The 20,897-nt window shown below is 68.1% G+C and carries 13 protein-coding genes, 1 tRNA gene and 3 pseudogenes; 12 read left to right on the forward strand and 5 right to left on the reverse strand.

What is annotated here, in order from left to right; all coding sequences use genetic code 11:
* The first annotated feature begins 42 nt into the window (after window positions 1–42).
* The 5 genes from topA to OG562_RS23595 all read left to right on the forward strand — a co-directional run bounded on the left by topA (window position 43) and on the right by OG562_RS23595 (window position 9,716).
* Window positions 43–2,892 carry a type I DNA topoisomerase gene (gene topA, locus OG562_RS23575; RefSeq protein ID WP_266400934.1) on the forward strand — a complete coding sequence of 950 codons (2,850 nt, stop codon included), beginning with the start codon at window positions 43–45 and terminating at the stop codon, window positions 2,890–2,892.
* Window positions 2,893–3,073: 181 nt separating this feature from the next.
* Entirely contained in the window at window positions 3,074–6,397 is a 3,324-nt protein-coding gene (tmk, locus tag OG562_RS23580; RefSeq protein WP_266400936.1) for a dTMP kinase, read from the forward strand.
* Between the two features lie 202 nt (window positions 6,398–6,599).
* A complete protein-coding gene (locus tag OG562_RS23585; protein WP_266400938.1) occupies window positions 6,600–7,805 on the forward strand; it encodes a DNA polymerase III subunit delta' in 1,206 nt (401 codons plus the stop codon).
* A gap of 164 nt (window positions 7,806–7,969) precedes the next feature.
* A complete protein-coding gene (locus OG562_RS23590; protein ID WP_266400940.1) occupies window positions 7,970–9,544 on the forward strand; it encodes an alpha/beta hydrolase in 1,575 nt (524 codons plus the stop codon).
* Window positions 9,545–9,642: 98 nt separating this feature from the next.
* Window positions 9,643–9,716, forward strand: a tRNA-Thr gene (locus OG562_RS23595).
* A gap of 662 nt (window positions 9,717–10,378) precedes the next feature.
* Here the strand turns inward: OG562_RS23595 and OG562_RS23600 are convergent.
* Window positions 10,379–11,578, reverse strand: a complete 1,200-nt coding sequence (locus OG562_RS23600) for a tetratricopeptide repeat protein (RefSeq protein WP_266400941.1) — start codon at window positions 11,576–11,578, stop codon at window positions 10,379–10,381.
* 178 nt (window positions 11,579–11,756) lie between these two features.
* On the reverse strand, window positions 11,757–12,332 hold the full coding sequence (locus tag OG562_RS23605; protein ID WP_266400942.1) for a hypothetical protein: 576 nt from the start codon (window positions 12,330–12,332) through the stop codon (window positions 11,757–11,759).
* An 814-nt stretch (window positions 12,333–13,146) separates the two neighbouring features.
* Between OG562_RS23605 and grrM the strand changes: the two genes are divergently transcribed.
* From grrM to OG562_RS23625, 6 genes and pseudogenes are all read left to right on the forward strand, one after another.
* Window positions 13,147–14,286 (forward strand): cyclophane-forming radical SAM/SPASM peptide maturase GrrM/OscB, encoded by a 1,140-nt coding sequence (gene grrM / locus OG562_RS23610; protein ID WP_266400943.1) that lies wholly within the window; start codon window positions 13,147–13,149, stop codon window positions 14,284–14,286.
* 19 nt (window positions 14,287–14,305) lie between these two features.
* Window positions 14,306–15,010, forward strand: coding sequence for a 7-cyano-7-deazaguanine synthase (locus OG562_RS46245; RefSeq protein WP_353962838.1), 705 nt, complete (start codon window positions 14,306–14,308; stop codon window positions 15,008–15,010).
* Between the two features lie 52 nt (window positions 15,011–15,062).
* A pseudogene (locus OG562_RS46250) lies at window positions 15,063–15,413 on the forward strand (YkgJ family cysteine cluster protein); the annotation flags it as partial.
* A gap of 114 nt (window positions 15,414–15,527) precedes the next feature.
* Window positions 15,528–15,809: a hypothetical protein gene (locus OG562_RS23615; protein ID WP_266400944.1), complete on the forward strand. Its 282-nt coding sequence runs from the start codon at window positions 15,528–15,530 to the stop codon at window positions 15,807–15,809.
* Between the two features lie 263 nt (window positions 15,810–16,072).
* A pseudogene (locus tag OG562_RS23620) lies at window positions 16,073–16,636 on the forward strand (ISAs1 family transposase); the annotation flags it as partial.
* A gap of 140 nt (window positions 16,637–16,776) precedes the next feature.
* Window positions 16,777–17,265, forward strand: coding sequence for a hypothetical protein (locus OG562_RS23625; protein ID WP_266400945.1), 489 nt, complete (start codon window positions 16,777–16,779; stop codon window positions 17,263–17,265).
* A gap of 21 nt (window positions 17,266–17,286) precedes the next feature.
* On the opposite strand, the pseudogene OG562_RS23630 reads toward OG562_RS23625, so the two are convergent.
* The 3 genes and pseudogenes from OG562_RS23630 to OG562_RS23640 all read right to left on the reverse strand — a co-directional run.
* Window positions 17,287–17,556 (reverse strand): annotated as a pseudogene (locus OG562_RS23630) (ATP-binding protein); the annotation flags it as partial.
* 32 nt (window positions 17,557–17,588) lie between these two features.
* On the reverse strand, window positions 17,589–19,202 hold the full coding sequence (locus OG562_RS23635; protein WP_266400946.1) for a site-specific integrase: 1,614 nt from the start codon (window positions 19,200–19,202) through the stop codon (window positions 17,589–17,591).
* Window positions 19,199–19,858, reverse strand: a complete 660-nt coding sequence (locus OG562_RS23640) for a helix-turn-helix domain-containing protein (RefSeq protein ID WP_266400947.1) — start codon at window positions 19,856–19,858, stop codon at window positions 19,199–19,201. Before OG562_RS23640 ends, OG562_RS23635 begins: the two co-directional genes overlap by 4 nt.
* A 92-nt stretch (window positions 19,859–19,950) precedes the next feature.
* Here OG562_RS23640 and OG562_RS23645 point away from each other — a divergent pair, with 92 nt between their 5' ends.
* Entirely contained in the window at window positions 19,951–20,241 is a 291-nt protein-coding gene (locus tag OG562_RS23645) for a hypothetical protein (protein ID WP_266400948.1), read from the forward strand.
* The last annotated feature ends 656 nt before the right edge of the window (window positions 20,242–20,897 follow it).

Genomic DNA, 20,897 nt, shown 5'->3' on the forward strand with positions numbered 1-20,897 from the left:
GGCCTGGGGAGGCCCCAGCGTCGACCGGAGAGAAGAGCGAAGTTGTCCCCGACCAGCGAGACCGCGAAGGGCGGCCGCCGACTCGTGATCGTCGAGTCGCCTGCCAAGGCGAAGACGATCAAGGGTTACCTCGGCCCCGGCTACATCGTCGAGGCCAGCGTCGGGCACATCCGTGACCTTCCCAACGGCGCCGCGGAGGTGCCGGAGAAGTACACCGGCGAGGTCCGCCGCCTCGGCGTGGACGTCGAACACGACTTCCAGCCCATCTATGTCGTCAACGCCGACAAGAGGGCCCAGGTCAAGAAGCTCAAGGACCTGCTGCGGGAGTCCGACGAACTCTTCCTCGCCACCGATGAGGACCGCGAGGGCGAGGCCATCGCATGGCACCTCCAGGAGGTGCTGAAGCCCACGGTCCCGGTCAAGCGGATGGTCTTCCACGAGATCACCAAGGCCGCGATCCAGGCCGCCGTCGCCAACCCGCGCCAGCTCAACCAGAAGCTCGTCGACGCGCAGGAGACCCGCCGCATCCTCGACCGCCTCTACGGCTACGAGGTCTCGCCGGTCCTGTGGAAGAAGGTCATGCCGCGTCTGTCGGCCGGCCGTGTCCAGTCCGTCGCCACCCGACTCGTGGTGGAGCGGGAACGCGAGCGCATCGCGTTTCGTTCTGCTGAGTACTGGGACCTGACGGGCACCTTCGCGACGGGCCGCGCGGGGGATGCGTCGGACCCGTCGTCGCTGGTCGCCCGCCTGCAGACCGTCGACGGCAGGCGGGTCGCGCAGGGCCGCGACTTCGACTCCCTGGGACAACTCAAGAGCGCGAACATCCTCCACCTCGACGAGGCGAACGCCCGAGCCCTCGCCGCCGCCCTGGAGAGCACGCGGTTCGCCGTCCGCTCCGTCGAGTCCAAGCCGTACCGCCGCTCGCCGTACGCCCCGTTCCGTACGACGACGCTGCAGCAGGAGGCCAGCCGCAAGCTGGGCTTCGGCGCGAAGGCGACCATGCAGGTGGCCCAGAAGCTGTACGAGAACGGCTTCATCACCTATATGCGTACGGACTCCACGACGCTGAGCGACACCGCCATCACGGCCGCCCGCGCCCAGGTCACGCAGCTGTACGGCGCCGACTACCTGCCGGCCCAGCCGCGCACGTACGCCGGGAAGGTCAAGAACGCGCAGGAGGCGCACGAGGCGATCCGTCCTTCGGGTGATCGTTTCCGCACGCCCGCCGAGACGGGTCTGACCGGCGACCAGTTCCGGCTCTACGAGCTGATCTGGAAGCGGACGGTCGCCTCCCAGATGAAGGACGCGGTCGGAAACTCGGTCACGGTGAAGATCGGCGGCGCCGCCGCCGACGGCCGGGACGTCGAGTTCAGCGCCTCCGGCAAGACGATCACCTTCCACGGCTTCCTGAAGGCGTACGTCGAAGGCGCGGACGACCCGAACGCGGAGCTGGACGACCGCGAGCGCCGGCTGCCCCAGGTGAGCGAGGGCGACGCCCTCGGCGCCCAGGAGATCACGGTCGACGGGCACGCCACCAAGCCCCCGGCCCGCTACACCGAGGCCAGCCTGGTCAAGGAGCTCGAAGAGCGCGAGATCGGCCGCCCGTCGACGTACGCGTCGATCATCGGCACGATCCTCGACCGCGGCTATGTCTTCAAGAAGGGCACGGCCCTGGTGCCGTCCTTCCTGTCCTTCGCCGTGGTCAACCTCCTGGAGAAGCACTTCGGGCGGCTCGTCGACTACGACTTCACCGCCAAGATGGAGGACGACCTCGACCGCATCGCCAGCGGTGAGGCGCAGGCCGTGCCGTGGCTGAGGCGCTTCTACTTCGGCGAGGGCGAGGCGACGGGCGCCGCCGAGGCGGGCAACGGCGACGGGGACCACCTCGGCGGTCTCAAGGAGCTGGTGACCGACCTGGGTGCGATCGACGCGCGCGAGGTGTCGTCGTTCCCCGTGGGCAACGACATCGTGCTGCGGGTCGGCCGCTACGGCCCCTACATCGAGCGCGGCGAGAAGGACTCCGAGGGCCACCAGCGCGCGGACGTGCCCGAGGACCTGGCCCCGGACGAGCTGTCCGTCGAGTACGCGGAGGAACTGCTCGCCAAGCCGAGCGGCGACTTCGAGCTGGGCGCCGACCCGGTGAGCGGCCACCAGATCATCGCCAGGGACGGCCGCTACGGCCCGTACGTCACCGAGGTGCTCCCCGAGGGCACCCCGAAGACCGGCAAGAACGCCGTCAAGCCGCGTACGGCCTCGCTGTTCAAGGCGATGTCCCTGGACACGGTCACGCTGGAGGACGCCCTCAAGCTGATGTCGCTGCCGCGCGTGGTCGGCGCCGACGCCGAGGGCCAGGAGATCACCGCGCAGAACGGGCGCTACGGGCCGTACCTGAAGAAGGGCACGGACTCGCGTTCGCTGCAGGCCGAGGACCAGCTCTTCACGATCACCCTCGAAGAGGCGCTGGCCATCTACGCCCAGCCCAAGCAGCGCGGCCGCGCGGCCGCCAAGCCGCCGCTGAAGGAACTGGGCGAGGACCCGGTCAGCGGGAAGCCGGTCGTCGTCAAGGACGGCCGCTTCGGGCCGTACGTCACCGACGGGGAGACCAACGCGACCCTGCGCTCCGGCGACAGCGTCGAGGAGATCACCCCGGAGCGAGGCTACGAGCTGCTCGCCGAGAAGCGCGCCAAGACGCCCGCCAAGAAGACGGCGAAGAAGGCGCCCGCGAAGAAGGCGCCCGCGAAGAAGGCGACGGCGAAGAAGACGGCCGCCCCGGCGAAGAAGACGGCGGCCAAGAAGACCGCCGCCAAGACGACCACGGCGAAGAAGACGGCCACGAAGAAGGCGACGGCTGCGAAGTCCGCGTCCTCCTCGGCAGCGTCGTCGGACGACTGAGCGGACGACTGAGCGGACGACTGGGCGGACGACGGCTCGGACGCTGAACGGAGCCAGGTCCTCCACTGCTTCTCCACCGCGAGTTCGTGAAACGACCGCCCCGGCATCACTTTGGTGTCGGGGCGGTCGTACGCGTGGACGGGCGGCCCGGGCTGTCGGTGGCTGCCGATAGGCTGAAAGCATGACGCGAGCCGAGCAGCCAACGGCCCACCACCCGGCCCCGGACGACGCCCTGGTGGCGGACTCCCGCGAGCGCGCCGTCCGCGCCCTGTTGCGCGAGCCGCAGCTCAAGCGGTTGTGGAGCGCACAGTTGGTGAGCGGTGTGGGAGACGCCCTGGCGCTCCTGGTGTTCGTCCTCCTGGCGCTTCAGGCAGCCATCTCCGAGGGTTCCTTCGGGGGCGGTTACCGGGGCGTGGCGTTCGCGGTGGCGATCGTCTTCGGGGTGCGCATTCTGGCCACCCTGCTCTTCGGCGCCGTCCTCCTCGGACCGCTGACCTCGCTCACCTCCCCGGACGGTCCGCTCGACCGCCGCTGGACCATGGTCGGCGCGGACGGCGTGCGCGCCGTGCTGCTGATCATCGCGCCGCTGTGGATCGACTGGACGCCGGACGACGCGCTGGCCCTGCTGCTGGTCACCGTCTTCGTGACCGGTGTCGCCGAGCGCTTCTGGACGGTCGCGCGCGAGAGCGCCGCCCCCGCACTGCTGCCGGCGCCGCCCCTGGAGGGCGCGACGGTCCGGCCGCTGCCGGACCACATGGACGCCCTGCGCCGCCTGTCGCTGCGTACGGGCTTCGCCGCGATCCCGCTGGGCGCGGCCACCCTGGTCGTGGCCGCATTGGTCAACAATCTGCTGGGCACCGGGATCGAATGGTTCGCCCAGCACCAGGCGGCCCTCGCCTCGTACGTCGCGGCAGGGCTGTTCGCCGGCTCGCTGTCCGTCGTGGTCTTCCTGGAACTGCCTGCCGTACGCACCCCGCGCACGCGGTCTCCGCTCGAGGGGCTGCGCCGGCCCAGGACGGCCACCGCCGTCGACGCGGGCCGCACGGGCGCGATCCCGCTGCTGGTCCTCGCCTGCGCGGCCGTCGCCGGAGCGGTCGCGGCCGCCGTCGCGGTGGCCGCGCTGCACGCCAAGGACCTGGGCGGCGGCCCGGTGATGTACGGGCTGCTGGTGCTCGGGCTGACCGGCGGGGTCGTCGTCGGCGTCCGTACGGCGCCGAAGGTGCTGGTGGCGCTGTCGCGTCGGCGGCTCCTCGCGCTGGCGATCGCCTTCACCGGCGTGGCCCTGCTGGCCGCCGGACTCGTCCCGGACGTCACCAGCGTGCTGCTGCTCGTCGCCCTGGCCGGCGTCGGCGCGGGCGTCGCCGCCAACACCGGGCACGCGCTGCTCGACCAGGAGACCGAGGACCACCGCAGGACGCGCACGACCGAGCACCTGCACGCGGTCGTACGGGTCTTCGTGGCCCTTGGTGCGCTGATCGCCCCGCTGGTGGCGGCGCTGATCGGGCCGCACCGGCTGGAGAACGGCAAGTTCGTCTTCGCGCACGGCGGCGCCGCGTTCACGCTGATGCTGGTCGGCGCGCTGCTGCTGCCGGTGGCCGCGCTCGTGCTGGCCAAGGTCGACGACCGCTCCGGCGTGCCCCTGCGGCACGACCTGCGGGACGCGCTCCTCGGCGGCGACGACCCGGTGCAGGCCCAGGCGGCGAACGGTTTCTTCATCGCCCTGGAGGGCGGCGACGGCGCCGGCAAGTCCACGCAGGCCGAGGCGCTCGCCGAGTGGATCAGGTCCAAGGGCCACGAGGTCGTCCTCACGCGCGAGCCGGGGGCCACGCCCGTGGGCAAGCGGCTGCGCTCGATCCTGCTGGACGTGTCCAGTGCCGGACTCTCGCACCGCGCGGAGGCGCTGCTGTACGCGGCGGACCGCGCGGAGCACGTCGACACGGTCGTACGGCCCGCCCTGGAGCGCGGTGCGGTGGTGATCACCGACCGGTACATCGATTCGTCCGTGGCCTACCAGGGCGCCGGCCGCGACCTGTCCCCGACCGAGATCGCGCGGATCTCGCGCTGGGCGACGGACGGCCTGGTGCCGCATCTGACGGTGCTGCTCGACGTTCCCCCGGAGACCGCCCGCGAGCGGTTCACGGAGGCACCCGACCGGCTGGAGTCGGAGCCGGCGGAGTTCCACGCGCGCGTGCGGTCCGGTTTCCTCACGCTGGCCGCCGCCGACCCCGGCCGCTATCTGGTCGTCGACGCGGGCCAGGAGCCCGAGGCCGTCACGGCCGTCGTACGGCACCGGCTGGACCTGCTGCTGCCGCTGTCCGAGGCCGAGGTGCGGGCCCAGGAGGAGGCGCGCAGGAAGGCCGAGGAGGACGCCCGCCGCAAGGCCGAGGAAGAGGCCGCCCGCAAGGCCGAGGAGGAGCGCCTGGAACGCGAGCGCCAGGAACAGCTCGCCAAGCTGCGCGCCGAGGAGGAGGAGCGCAAGCAGCGCGAGCTGGAGGAGGCGCAGCGCCGCGAGGCCGAACGGCAGGCCGAGGAGGCCCGGCTGCGCGCCGAGGAGGCACGCAGGCGTGCCGAGGAGGAGCGGGTCCGTCTCCTCGCGGAGGAGAAGGCCCGCGCCGAGGAGGAGGTCCGCCGCAAGGCGGAGGAGGAGCGCCGCCGCCAGCAGGCCGAGCAGGAGGCCCGGCTGCGCGCCGAGGCCGAGGCACGACGCCTGGAGAAGCAGCGCAAGGCTGAAGAGGCGCTGTTGCGGGCCGAGCAGGCACGGCGTGCGGCTGAGCAGGCCGCCGCCGCGGCGGCGGAGGTCGGCCTGAAGCCGTCGCCGTCGACGGCGACGAGGTCTGCGGGGGCGGGGTTCGCGTCGGCGCCGGTGACCCCTTCGGCTCCGGCGGCCTCGTCGGCTCCGACAGCTCCGGTGACTTCGGCCGCCGCGCCGGAGGCGGTGACCGTGCCGACGCCGGTGGTGTCGCCGGCGGACGCGCGGGGTGGGCCGGCGAAGCCGGTGGAGCAGACGGCGGTGCTGCGGCCTGTACGGATGGACAAGGACGCCGAGGAGGCTGCGAGGGCCGAGGAGTCCGAGGTGACGGCGGAGCTGCCGCAGCCGCCGGCGCCGCCCGCGCCCGCCGGCGCGGTCGACGAGACGGCCGTCCTGCCGTCCGTGGCTCCGCCCGGGGCCACGGACGAGACGGCGGTACTGCCTCCGGTGCGGGACGAGGACCCCGCCGAGGAGACGGCCGTGCTGCCTCCCGTGCGCGGGGACGCGCCCACGGACCGGGTGCCTCCGGGGTACTTCCGCGACGAGACCAACGACCGTACGCGCGAGCTCCCGCAGGTCGACGAGGCGGGCGCGCCTCGGCAGCGGCCACGGCCCGACTGGGCCGAGGAGACGCCCCTGGACGATCTGCCGTCGCTGGCGGACGAGCTGCTGGGACCGCACCGGGACGAGGACGGCTACGACGACGGTCGGGGTGACGGCAGGGGCGACGGTCGCGGGCGCGGTCGGCGGCGCTGAGGCAGCGGGGGCGGCCGGGGCTGCCGAGGCGCAGGCGCGCCGAGGTCGCCGGGGGCCGGGGCCATGAGCGGTCCGTCGGCGGAGTAGCCGGACCTGGTGGCCCGATCCGGTGGCCCGATCCGGTCGCCCGACCCCCGTTGTCAGTGGTCCCCCGCACAATGGAACCGGCACCGCGAAACGTGACGAAAGGGCGGCGTGAGCCATGACCGTGTGGGACGACCTCGTCGGGCAGGAGAAGGTGAGCGAGCAGCTGGCGGCCGCCGCTCGGGACGCCGACGCGCTCGTCACCGCGGCCGTCTCCGGCACACCGCCGCCCGAGGCCTCGAAGATGACGCACGCCTGGCTGTTCACCGGCCCGCCCGGCGCGGGCCGGGCGCGGGTGGCACGGGCGTTCGCCGCCGCGCTGCAGTGCGTGAGCCCGGACCGGGCGCTCGGCGGAGCCCCGGGCTGCGGGTTCTGCGACGGCTGTCATACGGCGCTCATCGGCACCCACGCCGACGTGTCCACGGTGGCCGCCGTGGGCTCGCAGATCCTCGCCGAGGACATGCGGGACACGGTGCGCAAGTCGTACACCTCGCCCGCCACGGGACGCTGGCAGGTCATCCTCGTCGAGGACGCCGAGCGGCTGAACGAGAAGTCCGCCAACGCGGTCCTGAAGGCGGTCGAGGAGCCTGCCCCGCGTACGGTCTGGCTGCTCTGCGCGCCCTCTCTGGAGGACGTGCTGCCGACGATCCGCTCCCGCTGCCGGCACCTGAACCTGGGCACGCCCTCCGTCGACGCCATCGCCGACATGCTCGTACGGCGTGAGGGCATCGAGCCCGCCGTGGCCGCGGCCGCCGCCCGGGCCACACAGGGGCACGTCGACCGGGCCCGCCGCCTGGCCACCGACCCCGCCGCGCGCGAGCGCCGCGCCGCCGTCCTCAAGCTCCCGCTGCGGGTCGACGACGTGGGCGGCTGCCTCAGGGCCGCCCAGGAGCTGGTCGACGCGGCGGCGGAGGACGCCAAGGTGCTCGCGGAGGAGCGGGACGGCAAGGAGACCGAAGAGCTGAAGGCGGCGATGGGCGCGGCCCAGGGCGGCCGGATGCCGCGTGGCACGGCGGGCGTGATGAAGGACCTGGAGGACAAGCAGAAGCGCCGCAGGACGCGTACCCAGCGCGACAGCCTCGACGTCGCGCTCACCGACCTCACCGCCTTCTACCGCGACGTCCTCGCCCTCCAGCTCGGCTCCCGCGTCGCGATCGCCAACGCGGACGCCGAGGACGCCCTGGAGCGGCTGGCCCGCGGCAGCAGTCCGGAGTCCACCCTCCGCCGCATCGAGGCGATCTCCGCGTGCAGACAGGCCCTCGACCGCAATGTGGCCCCGCTGCTGGCGGTGGAGGCGATGACGATGGCGCTGAGAGCGGGCTAGAACGGGCTGGAGCGGACTGAGGGAGGCGGGATCGGGCTGAAGGGCCGGGGACCGGGTCGTGATCAGGTCGGGATCGAGTCGTCCGTGCGTTGACTGCGTAACTCGTCCGTGGCACTTCGTGCACGTACGGCGTGCGGGCCATTGCGCAGAGTTACGCTCGCTTGATGCACATCAGGCGCTCCCCCCGCAGGTCCCGTACCGGCGTCACCCTGCTCTCGCTCGCCGCGCTGCTCGTCTCCGCCTGCTCCGCCGGGTGTTCGACGGGGTCGGAGGGGGCGGCGTCGGTGGCGCTCGCCGCGCTGCCGAAGGCGACCCCGTCGGCGCTGTCGTCGTACTACGGACAGAAGCTCAACTGGCACTCCTGCGGGGTGCCCGGATTCCAGTGCGCCACGATGAAAGCGCCGCTCGACTACGCGCACCCGGAGGCGGGCGACATCCGGCTCGCCGTCTCCCGCAAGAAGGCGACGGGCCCGGGCAAGCGACTCGGCTCGCTGCTGGTGAACCCGGGCGGGCCGGGCGGCTCGGCGGTCGGCTACCTCCAGCAGTACGCGGGCATCGGCTACCCCGCGGCGGTCCGCGCACGCTACGACATGGTCGCCGTGGACCCGCGGGGCGTGGCCCGCAGCGAGCCCGTGGAGTGCCTCGACGGGCGGAAGATGGACGCGTACACGCAGACGGACGTCACGCCCGACGACCGGCGGGAGACCGGCGAACTCGTCGACGCGTACAAAGGGTTCGCGGAGAGCTGCGGCGCCCAGGCACCCAAGCTGCTGCGGCACGTCTCCACCGTGGAGGCGGCCCGCGACATGGACGTCCTGCGGGCGGTTCTGGGGGACGCGAAGCTGACGTACGTGGGGGCGTCGTACGGGACGTTCCTCGGGGCGACGTACGCGGGGCTGTTCCCGGAGCGGGTGGGACGGCTCGTCCTGGACGGCGCGATGGACCCGTCGCTGCCCGCCCGTCGGCTGAACCTGGACCAGACGGCCGGCTTCGAGACGGCGTTCCAGTCGTTCGCGAAGGACTGCGTGCGGCAGGCGGACTGCCCGCTCGGAGCGAAGGGCACGACGCCTGCCCAGGTCGGCGAGCACCTCAAGGCCTTCTTCCGGAAGCTCGACGCCCACCCGATCCCCACCGGCGACCCCGACGGCCGCAAGCTCGGCGAGGCCCTCGCCACCACCGGCGTGATCGCGGCGATGTACGACGAGAGCTCGTGGGAACAGCTGCGCGAGGCGCTGACCTCGGCGATCAAGGACAACGACGGCGCAGGCCTGCTCGTCCTCTCCGACAGCTACTACGAACGTGAGGCCGACGGCCGCTACGCGAACCTGATGTCGGCCAACGCCGCCGTGAACTGCCTCGACCTGCCCGCCGCCTTCTCCACCCCCGACCAGGTGAGCGCCGCCGTCCCCGCCTTCGAGAAGGCGTCCCCGGTCTTCGGCGAGGGCCTCGCCTGGGCCTCCCTGAACTGCGCGTACTGGCCGGTGAAGCCCACGGGCGAACCGCACCGCATCGAGGCGAAGGGCGCCGCCCCGATCGTCGTCGTCGGCACCACCCGCGACCCGGCGACCCCGTACCGCTGGGCACAGTCCCTCTCCCGCCAGCTCACCTCCGCCCGCCTCCTCACCTACGAGGGCGACGGCCACACCGCCTACGGCCGCGGCAGCGCCTGCATCGACTCCGCGATCGACGCCTACCTGCTCCACGGGACGCCTCCGGCGAAGGGCAAGCGCTGCAGGTGACCACCCCTGACGGGACCCCTCCGGGGCGCGGTCTGAGCACCCCCGGAAACTGTGTAGACTTACCGACGTTGCTGACCGCACCATAGTGCGGACAGCGCGCCGCCTTAGCTCAGATGGCCAGAGCAACGCACTCGTAATGCGTAGGTCTCGGGTTCGAATCCCGAAGGCGGCTCTGGAAAACCCCGGGACTCACTCGCCGTGACCTGGGGTTTTTCCTTTTCTGCGGCCTCTGTACTGTCCCTGGCCCCCTCGCGGGGCAGCATTCAAGGGCCTCCGGTGGCCGAGCGGTGGCCATTTGTGCAGCGGGCGTGCAGCGGCGGTGGCCGGGGTGCGTGTGGAGCACGCTGAGATGTTGTCAGGTTCCTACAAAGCGCCTGGATGAGAGTTTTTCGGTGCCGGTCCGCAGCAGCCCGAGCGGCCTGGCTGCTGCGGCCTAGAAGCGGCCCGCCTCCGCCGTGGCTGGAACGAGCAGGAGGTGATCGGTGAGCCGGTCGTTCCTGGAAAGCGGGCTGGACTGACCGAGTGGCTGGTGGCCGTGGTGCTTGTGGGAAGACCGGGTGTGGCCATCCGTCGGGGGCGCAACGTGCGTCGTCCCGGGCCGCGATGGGGCCGCCGCGCAGCGAGTCTCGGCCACCGGCGCATACGTGCGCCCCGAGGCTGGATCGGCACAGCGCAACGACATCGGCCCGGAACTCAGGCGAGTGCTTCGACCACCCAACAGGAACTCCTAATCCTAGGGATCTCCATGCCCCAATGATCAGCTGCTCACGATCAAGGGAGACGCCCAAGCGCGGACCGGAGACTTTCAAAGTCTTTGGCGACGGGGCCCACGGATCAGGTGCCGGGTATTGCAGCTAGGGTGTCCCGCACCATTTTGGTCAAAGGGTGGTGGTCGCCGAGCACCCGCCGACTGTCGGTGAGGGTGCGCTCGAACAGTGGTACGGCCAGCCCCAGATCCCCTGTCGCTAGGTAGGCGCCGGCGAGGTTGCTGCGGGAGGTCACGGTGGCGGGGTGGTCTTCCCCCAGCAACCGTTTCCGGTCGGCGAGGGTTTGCTGATACAGCGGGACGGCCCGCCCCAGATCCCCCGCCGCTTGGTAGGCGCCGGCAAGGTTGTTGCGGGAGGTCAGGGTGACGGGGTCGTCTTCGCCGAACACTCGCCGACTGTCGGCGAGGGTGCGCTCGAACACGGGTACGGCCAGCCCCAGATCAACCGCCTCCCAGTAGTCGCTGGCGAGGTTGTTGCGGGAGGTCAGGGTGACGGGGCGGTCTTCGCCCAGCCGCTGCCCCCCGGTGAGGGTGCGCTCGAGATACACGGTGGCGAGGACGACGGCGCTCTGGTCTTGGAGGAACGATGCCGTCCGCGCGAGGAGGCGGGCGGTGGCGGCGGCACCGGCGTCCGGTGGTGCGTGGTCGGCGAGAGCTTCGACGTGCGGGAGCAGAGCACGCCAGGTCGGCCAGTCAGTGGCGGTGTTCCAATGAGCGGGCAGAGCATTGATCAGTTGGGTGGTGGCCAGAATGCGGGCCTCGTCGATGTCCTGTGGCTGCCGGTAAGGGTCCTCGTCGTTGGGGGTACGGGCGACGGTTTGGACCAAGGGGTGCACGTTCAGGGTGTTGTTGTACCCCGTAGCGAGCATGCTGTAGGCGGCCAGACGGCCGACAGCATGGGTAAGTGCGGGCGGGTCCGCGATGCCGTCCAGAAGGGTACGGGGAATAGCATCGGGGGCGTACCAGGCCAGGACCTGCAAGATGGTAGCGGTGAGGGGTTCGTCGGTCATCCGATTTTGGGTGACGCGCCAGGTGCCGGCGATAGTGCCCTGCTCCAACATCTCGACCGTATACATGGCGAGCATGTCCAGGTAAATGCGTGGAGTGATGTCGGCCTCGGCGATGTAGGCAGCCGCCTGTTCGACGGCTAGCGGGAGGCCGCCCAGTTTCTCGCACAGTTCGTCCGCCCCGTCCAGTTCCCCAGGGGGGTTGGGGCTGACTATGCGGGTGAACAGTTCCACGGCTTCCGATTGGTCCAGGACGCCCACGGGGACGGGGGTCGCCAGGCCGCGCCAGCCACTGGTGCGGCGGCTGGTGATCAGGAAGCGCCCGCTTGACCGGCGGCGGTAGCGTGATCGGCCATGTAGTCGTCTGTGGCGCCGGACGCTACCCGGCCGACCGCGCATTCTGGCCAGCAGCCGGTGGATGTCGGCTGGGTCGTTGACGTCATCCAGGATGACCAGCCAACCAGTCGTGGGCGGCGAGCCACTGCACCGCCCGCTCCTGCAGGGACTCGAGATCGAGGGACATTTCGTCGGACAGCGCGGGTTGCAATGCGGTTGCCAGAGCCGCCAGGCCCGTCTCTAGGGCGGCCGGGCTGTCAGCGCTGATCCACCAGATCGGGTAATAGTCGGCGGCGCGCTTGGTGGCCCAGTGCGCGGCGACGGTGCTCTTGCCGATCCCACCGAGGCCGTGGACCACCTGCACCACCATGGCGCCGGGGTCCTCTGGGGTCTCGTTGAGGCGGGTCAGGACCTGTTCGCGGCCGACGAATTGGTTCGGGTCCGGGTGTGGGGGGAGGTTGATCAATCCCGGAGGAGCTGGCACATCCGGCCAGCGATCGCCCTCCGGCTGCTTCAGCGCATACGCCGACACGGCCACGCCGCCGATCGTCCCCACGATGCCCGCCACCTTGCCTGCGGTGTCCAAGTCCCCCACCACCACGAGCGCAATGAACCCTGCGGCCAGCAACGCGCCGACAACCGCCCCGCCCCAGGCCCGCCTCCTCCGCAGTCGTGTCATACACCCATATGTACCTAACGGATGCCGTTACGTCATCTCGAGGTGAGCGACTGACCCGCTACCCAATACCGACGTCACGGCGTGAACCTAGCGTTTACAGCCCCATTAGCACTCTCTCGCCGCCCGTCGGGCTGCGACGCCGCCATCGAGGCCACCATTTCGGGACGCTCCGGCCCTGCCGCCAACCGCTATGGCCGGCGGCAGGGCGGTCGAGATGGGAAGAGAGAGCCAAGTGCCTACCGGCCGTGCACCTCACGAGGGTGCCGTCCACGCGTACGAGACCAGGTTCGCCACGTCCCGTGAGAGCCCGACGCGTACTCCAGACTCGCAACCACCCTGAGTGCCAGACTGGGCTCGTTGTGACCTCCAATCGAGGGAAAAACGCCATCGCACATATACCTCATCGCAGAGTGGGGAATCAAGCTGACGAGGTCCTCAACTAGGAAGGTGTGGCGAATGCCAGAGAACTCATACCCGAAAAGCACTGAGTCGATTTCCGAACGCGCGTCCCGGCTCCGCGAAACACCCGGTTTTCAGGAGGAGGCGGAGGAGGTGGCGCACAATAATTCCACTCTCCATGGCGATAACGTTCACTCTGATGAGGAACATGAACCGGACCCGGAGGAGACGCCGTGGGACAAGTGGCAGGATTGGACAAAGATCCTCAACTAGAGTCAGTAATTAATCCTGGTCGCGGCCCTGCGGAACGGCGGGCTGACATTAGGCGAGCCGGCGAGCGCACGTAGGTCATGACGCGAAGCCAGGTAGATTCGCCATCGGCACCTGGCGGACGCCAGCTGAAGGTTGGAACTCCATGGCGAAAGGCCGAACAGAGATCGTAGTGATCCAGGCCACAAGCTTCTGCAATGTGGACTGCAAGTACTGCTATCTACCAGACCGGAAGCTGAACAAGCGCATCTCATTGGAGACGGTCGCCAAAATTGCGGATCGGCTATTTGAATCCTCTTTCATTGCCGACGCGGTAACGATTGTCTGGCATGCTGGAGAGCCACTTTCGCTGCCAATCAGTTTCTATGAGGAAGCGCACAAGCAGATTGAGCAGCGGAACACGCGCGGAGTAAAAATTACATGGTCGATCCAGACCAATGCAACACTGATTACGGGCGATTGGTGCGAATTCTTCAAGCGGCACCAGGTCAGAGTTGGTATTAGTCTGGATGGACCGAGGAAGGTCCACGACGCATATCGAGTGGACCGTGCAGGGAGAGGCACATTTGATCGGACCATGCGCGGCCTGCGACTGATGAGGGAAGCGGGTCTTCGACCCGCGATCATCGCCGTCGTAACGGATGCTTCACTGGCGTATCCCGAAGATATCTGGCGTTTCTTCACTGAAATCGGTGCCGCTTATGTTGGCTTGAACGTCGAGTCGGTGGAGGGCGTCAATGTTACCTCCAGCATGCAGCACGACGGCGCTGAGAATGCTTATAAGGATTTCCTGAAGCGGATTCTGTCAAGTATGGAAAAGGAGCCCTCCTCACCTCTGCTTCGCGAGTATGAAAACGCCATGCGTCACATCATGTCACAGAGTTCAAATACCCGCCCGCAGGATAATGTGCCAATGGCTATTCTCAACTTTGATTGCGAGGGTAATGTCTCGACGTTCTCCCCAGAGCTGCTTACTGCACGCCATCATCGGTATGGTCAGTTCATCTTGGGAAATGTCTTCGAACAGTCACTTGAGGATCTAATTCATACTGATCGGTTTCGGTTGTTGAACGCAGAAATCGAGGAGGGAGTCAGCCGCTGTCGCGCGACGTGTGATTACTATTCTTTCTGTGGGGGTGGTTGGCCTGCGAATAAGTTGGCGGAGACCGACACTTTTAAATCGACCGAAACGTCTTCATGTCGGCTACGCATTAAATCGGGAGTCGACGCTATCCTTGAGCATCTTGAGGAGCGCTTTGATTCGGGTAGGGCAGTAACTCGCTGAAGCGATAGGATACAGGATAATGGTCGAGTATCAGCCGATCAGTCGATCGAACCAGAGGACGGTCATCATGTTCTCCGGCGGTATCGATTCCACTGTCCTGCTCTGTGACGTTGCTCGACAATCCTCAGTTCCGCCCATCGCGCTGCATTTCTCCGGATTCGCTGCGACTCGCGAGACCAGCGCCGCGAGAGCAATAGCTGAACGAATCGGAGCTGAATTCGTACCTGTGGACGTGAAATCTTTCGTGCAAGCGTGCATCCCCGAAGGTGCCCGGCCTCGGGACTCAGACGGTCGGCTGGTGTACGGAAATTCCGTTGTGCTGTCGATGTCAATTGCATTCGCCGTGGCAAGAGACATCCCACACGTCGCCGTGGGACTAAACGCCGACGACGCACTAGCATTCATCGAAAATCGCCCCGAATTCATCAGACAATTCCGTGATGGCCTGGAGCTATCAAGGGTTAACTGTAGGCTGCTTGTGCCCTACCACAGCTGGCCAAAGGCGAAGGTCCTACGCCGAGGGGCCGAGCTTGGGATCGATCTCGGTTTCACCTTCAGTTGCATGACCCCAACTCACGACTTGCATGACGGAACCTGTGCCTCATGCCTCGACAGGCAGGCAGCATTTAAGGCGGCCGACATGAGCGATCCAACACAGTATGCGACTGGAACAATTGGATGCCGACCAAAAAAGGTGGAGGAAACAGATCTTCAACCCCCGTAGCCCTGTTGTGCGCGGTGCACCGTTCCTGACGAACGACGATGATTGGCCCTCCATGTCTCCACAACAATCCTCCGCGCCTCGTGATCCTTGCGGCCCTTGCGGCACGTGCTGCCGCGCTTATGTAGTCCCGGTTTGCGGTTACGATATTTGGCGCATCAATCACCACCTTAAGATTAATCCGATAGAATATGTTCGTGCGCTACGGCAAAGGCAAGCCACCCCGCATGGGTTCCTCCTTACGGAAGGGGGAAAGGAGTTTATTCTTACCCTCGATAAACGCGGCGAAATGCATCCAGGCGTGCCATGCATCTTCTTGGAAGAAGTCACCGAGCAGCGCTCGCGCTGCCGCATTTACGCTAACCGACCGGTGGTGTGCCAGGTGTACCCAATGGCGGCACGAAACGGACGCATCGCCCAGCATCCTGAGTCCCTATGTCCGGATGGATCATGGCCTAAAAGTGAGGTCGAAAGGCCCTCGTGGTCTGACGCAGTGCAGTTTCGTGAGAACCAATTCGGCGTGTACGCGCAGGCCGTCGATGCATGGAACCTTCATGTCAATGAGCATCATGCCGCATACCAGTTGCGGGATTTTTACAGCTATTTGTTGCGACTGTACGACCGAATCCAATCTAAATCGTCACCGCTTGAACAATGTGTTTCTATTAGGATGGCGCCAGGCCGGGAAATGACATTCCATGAGCGTCCTGCCGAAACTCCTGGCACCCCCGGCATTCATCAAATGGCACTCAAAGTCGCAGACGAGATCTGGCAGGAGCAAGGCAGACCGGGAAAGGAATGAGAAAGTAGAAATTGCCTCTGAGCTGAAACGATAGGACCAGGGCGGTTGCAAGTTCCGGGATCGCGTAGATCGTCCGCGTCCAGCGGGAGTTGACGCAGTAACAGCAAAGGCACGAGACCGATGATCATCAGGGTGTCTATGCCAGCTGATCACATCGAGGTCCCGTGCCTGCCGCTCCATCCTCCCCGGCCCCTGCCGCCCTGGCGAAACTGGGCCCCCTGCACCAGCACGACACCGGCCGCCTGCGCGCCCACCTCCAGTGCGTGCCCGACCCGCGTTCGCGTCGCGGGCGGTGGTATCCCCTGGTCGGCCTGCTGCTGATCTGCGCCTGCGCAGTCGTCTCCGGCGCCCGGACCATCACCGAGATCACCGAGTGGGGACAGCGCGCCACCACCACGGTGCTGGAACACCTCGGCATCCGCCGCCACCTGCCCGGACGCCGACGCGCCCCGTCCCACGCCACCTTCACCCGGCTCCTGGCCGCCCTCGACGGCGATGCCCTGGACGCCGCGATCGGCGCCTACCTGGCCGAACGCGACCACACCGCCGTCGGCGCCACCGGCTTCGCGCCGCGGCCGGCGATCGCGGTGGACGGCAAGGCGCTGTCCGGCTCCGCGCACCGCCAGCAGCGCCACCGGCACCTGCTGTCCGCCGTCACCCACGCCCCCGCCGTGACCCTGGCCCAGCGGGAGGTGGGGGCCAAGACCAACGAGACAGCCGCCTTCCGCCCGCTGCTGGAACCACTCGATCTGACCGGCACCGTGGTCACCTTCGACGCCCTGCACAGCGTCAAGGACCAGGTGCGCTGGCTGGTGCAGAAGAAGAAGGCCCACTACATCGCGGTGATCAAGGGAAATCAGCCGACTGCGTCGGCCCAGCTCAAGGCCCTGCCGTGGGAACAGGTGCCCGTGGCGCAACCGTCTCCGGCACCGGGCACGGCCGGCGGGAGTCCCGCTCGGTCAAGACCATGGCCATCGCGGCGAACCTGGGCGGGATCGCCTTCCCCAAAGCGCGGCTGGCCCTGCGCATCCACCGGCGCCGCCAGGAGAGCGGCAAGCGGCAGACCCGGGAGACGGTCTACGCCGTCACCAGCCTCGATACCCACCAAGCCAGCCCCGCTGACCTGGGCGGATACGTGCGCGGGCACTGGGGAATCGAAAATTCCAGCCACCATGTCAGAGATGTGGTGTTCGCCGAGGATGCCTCCACCGTCCACACCGGCAGCGCGCCGCGGGCGATGGCCGCCTTGCGGAACCTGGCCATCGGCCGACTGCGGCTGCTGGGAGCGGACAACATCGCCAAGACCACCCGGGCGATCCGGGACGCACCCGAACACGCCGTCTGGATCTGGGGCATCACCGACAGCCCACTCCTACCGGGAATTGAAGCCGCCCTGGTCAGTCCCTCCACGAACTGTCGGCGTACGGGCTGTAGTGCAGAGGTATGTACGGGCTGACGTACGGAGCTTGAGACTGCGTCAGCTGACAGCGGTGATGCCGCCTTCGATGGCGGCGAGTCGGTTCTTCAGCCGGTAGCTGGCGCCGTTGATGGCGAGGATCTCGCAGTGGTGGAGGAGGCGGTCGATGATGGCTGTGGCCAGGACGTCGTCGCCGAAGACCTGGCCCCACTCGCTGAAACTTTTGTTCGAGGTCAGCAAGGTGGAGCCCTTTTCGTAGCGCTTGGAGAGCATCTGGAAGACGAGGTTCGCCTCGTCACGTTCCAGCGGGAGGTATCCGACCTCGTCCACCCCTGGCCGGGCTCCTTGCTGCCTGGTGGTGGTCAGGCGGTGCGTTCGTCTTCTGCTGGGCTGCCCTTGCGGGGCGGGATCATCCGGGGCCTGCGGGTGCCGGTAACCGGTTCTTGGTCCATGACGACGGAGAGAGTCTTGCGGGTGTGCGGGACGAGTTGGGTGACCTTCTCGGCGGCGTCGCGGGCGAGGTCGTCCAGGACGGACTGGTATGTGTCGCGGGTGATGCGGGTGTCGGAGTGGCCGAGGGTCTCGGAGACGACCTTGACGTCGACCCCGGCCGCGAGCATGAGCGTTGCGGCGACGTGACGAAGATCGTGAAGGCGGATCGGCGGCAGGCCGGCGGCGTCCACGAGGCGCTCGAAGAGGTCGCTGACCTTGCCGGGGTGGAGCAGGGAGCCGTCCTCCTGGGTGAAGATCCGGCCGGACTCCTGCCAGCCCTCGCCCCAGACTTCCCGTTCCTGCTCCTGACGGGCTTTGTGGGCGAGCAGGAACTGGTGCGTCTCGTCGTCGAGGGCGATGAGGCGGACGCCGCTGTCGGTCTTGGGTGCGCCTTCGTGGACCTCCCAGTTGTCCTGGACGAGCTGGGTGGCGATGGCCAGGGAGCGGGCTTTCGCCGAGTGGTCCTGCCAGCGGACGCCGCATGCCTCGCCGCGCCGGGTACCCCGGAAGGCGATGAGCCGCCAGAACAGGTACAGGCGGTCGTCGGCGACCGAGTCGAGGAACCTGGCGGTCTGTTCGGGGGTCCAGACCATGACCGGTGAGGGCTTCTCACCGGTCTCCTGCCAGCGGGCGATGCGCTCGTCGCTCCAGATGGTGGCCTTCGGTTTGGCGCCGGGCAGCAGCTCGACGTGGGCGGCGGGATTGAAAGCGGGCATGACCTGCTGGGCGATGGCGACGTTCAGCGCGGCGCGCAGGGTGTCGCGGATATGCGGCTGGGTATTGAGGCCGGTGATCCGGCGGAAGGGCGGCATGGCGTCGAGCTGTTCCTGCAGCCACTTGCGTCGCGCCCGGTTCTCCGCGCCCTTCCATGGGGTCGCGTTGAGTTCGTCGCGAACAGAGCGGCGCTGGGTGTTCTGCTCCTGGATCTCGATGTTGCGCTCGTTGATCGCGTTGAACATCGAGTCGACGTGGTGGACGCGCAGCTTGTCGAGCCGAAGGTGGCCCAGGTGCGGCTTGAGATGGACCCGGATATCCAGCTCGTAGCGGGTGGCCCCGCCGCGTCGCAGGCGTTTGCGGCCAGTGAGCCAGGTGTCGAGCCATTCCGCCACGGTGGTCTTCGAGTTGAGGGTCTGACCGGTCTTGAACCGGCGGCGGGTCTCGTCGTAGTCCGGGACGGGGTCCTTGTCCTTGACGCAGTTCTCCAGGAGGTCGCTGATCTGGGTCTTGCCCCAGGCGTCGTCCTCCTCGGGAATGGCCATGAGGGCGCGAACCTTGTCCAGCTCCTCCTGGGCCTTGGCGGAGGTCTCGAAGCCGCCGCGACGGAACCGCCTTCGGCGGCCGTCCTGTGCGGGGTCGAGTTCCTGGGCGGCGGTCCAGGTGCCGTGTCGTCGGGAGGACTTGAGCTTGGGGCAGGAAGTGCCGTACTCCTTCTTGGTCCTCGGGTCGGTGCAGCGGCACCGCCGTATGAGGTTGCCGTTCTTCACTCGTTGTCCTCTGGGTGGGTTGGTGTTTCGGGCTGGTCGACGAAGGCCAGCTCGTCGGGCAGAACCGGAGGTGCGAGGTCGCGGTCACGCATCCGGCCACGGAACGCGCGCAGTTCCTGGCAGTCCTCGAACGCGTGCTCCTCGTAGCCCTCGGCACGCTGCAGGAGGGTGGCTCTGCGGGCCCGGTCCAGGGTGGTGCTCGCCGTGCGTCGCCGCTCCCTGGCCAGGGCGTGGGAGGACATCGCGGCAGCCACCAGGTCACCGTGCTGGCGGAAGACGTCGAGGACGTCCCGGGCGGTGCCTTCGGGGGCGGGGCCCTCCAGGGGCGACTCGCCGGTGAACCACGCGACCGCGTCCCAGGTGGACACTTCCCGGCCCGGGAGGACCTCGACCGTGGCCGAGGAACCGAGTGGGAAGAGGAGAGTCACTGGCGGGACGCCCAGGACGTCAGCCAGGACGACGAGGTCCGCGACGGTGATGCTCGTCTTGCGCCCGGACTCCAGGTTCTTCATGGAGTGCTCGGTGAACTCTGGCAAGCCGCGGTCGGCGCAGCCCTGGGCGACTTCGGCCATGGTGAGGCTGGCAGCCTTGCGCGCGTCCCGCAAGCGCTGGGCGATCCGACCGGTGAACGCTGTCGGCCATTGATCAGGTGTCATGGCAACACTGTATGCGGCGATAAAGTGCCGCCGCAACTACGTGATACATCTTCGGCGTCACTACGGCACCTAGAAATTACGAGGATGGCATCATGGCGGCATCTAACTTGGTCCGTGAGGCGCGAGGGCTGACGGGCGACGAACTGCTTGCCCTTCCTGCCGTGATCGACCTCGACACCTCGAACCGGGCGTTGATGATCGGCCGATCCACCGGTTACGGACTCGCCAAGCAAGGGGAGTACCCGGTCAAGGTTCTGCGGCTCGGGAACGCCTACCGAGTGGTGACGGCCGACCTGCTGAAGCTGCTGGGGCTGGGGCGCCAGCAAGGGGATGGGGGCCAGGACGATGCCCGAAGCGAGCGTCACGGCCTTGCCGCCTGCTAGCGGTTTGCTCGTCTATGCCACCGGCTGGACTGCCGGCCGCGCGCAGGGCCTGCGCGGCATCGTCTCGGGCTCGGTGCAGTCTGCCGCCCCGAGAGTGGCGGGTGGTCTGACTCGGCTCATTTGAGCGGCGTCTGGAAAGGTTCAGAGATTCGGGCTGCGGTGAGGATGGTTGCGCCTCTACCGTGGGTCAGTCGAAATGAGACCGGGAACGTGTAGTCGAGGAGACGCCTTGGATCCGGTATCGGTGGGAGTGTTGGCGGCGCTGGCAGGCGGGGCCGGGGGCGAGATGGGGCGGCAGGCATGGGCGGCGCTGAGTGAGCTGCTGCGGAGACCGTTCGGCAGGCAGGCGGGAGCCCCGGCACCTGGGGAGGCCGAGTTGGTGGCGCTGGGCGAGGCGCCAGGCGAACCGGCACGGGCAGAAGCGTTGAGTGGTGCCCTCGCCGCGCGGGCGGCCGTTGACCCGGAGTTCGCTGCCGCGCTGGACTCGTGGCGTGGCCGGATTCCAGCGTTGACTGAGGGCTCGGTGACCAACACAGTCAGTGGCGGTGCCCAGTATGGTCCGGTGATCCAGGGTCGGGACTTCTCCGGCATCACCTTCAACAGTGCTGCAGTTCCCCCCGCGCGGGAGAGTTGAAGGCTTCGGTCGACCCTTGCGG

Source organism: Streptomyces sp. NBC_01275 (genome assembly GCF_026340655.1).
GTDB lineage: Bacteria > Actinomycetota > Actinomycetes > Streptomycetales > Streptomycetaceae > Streptomyces.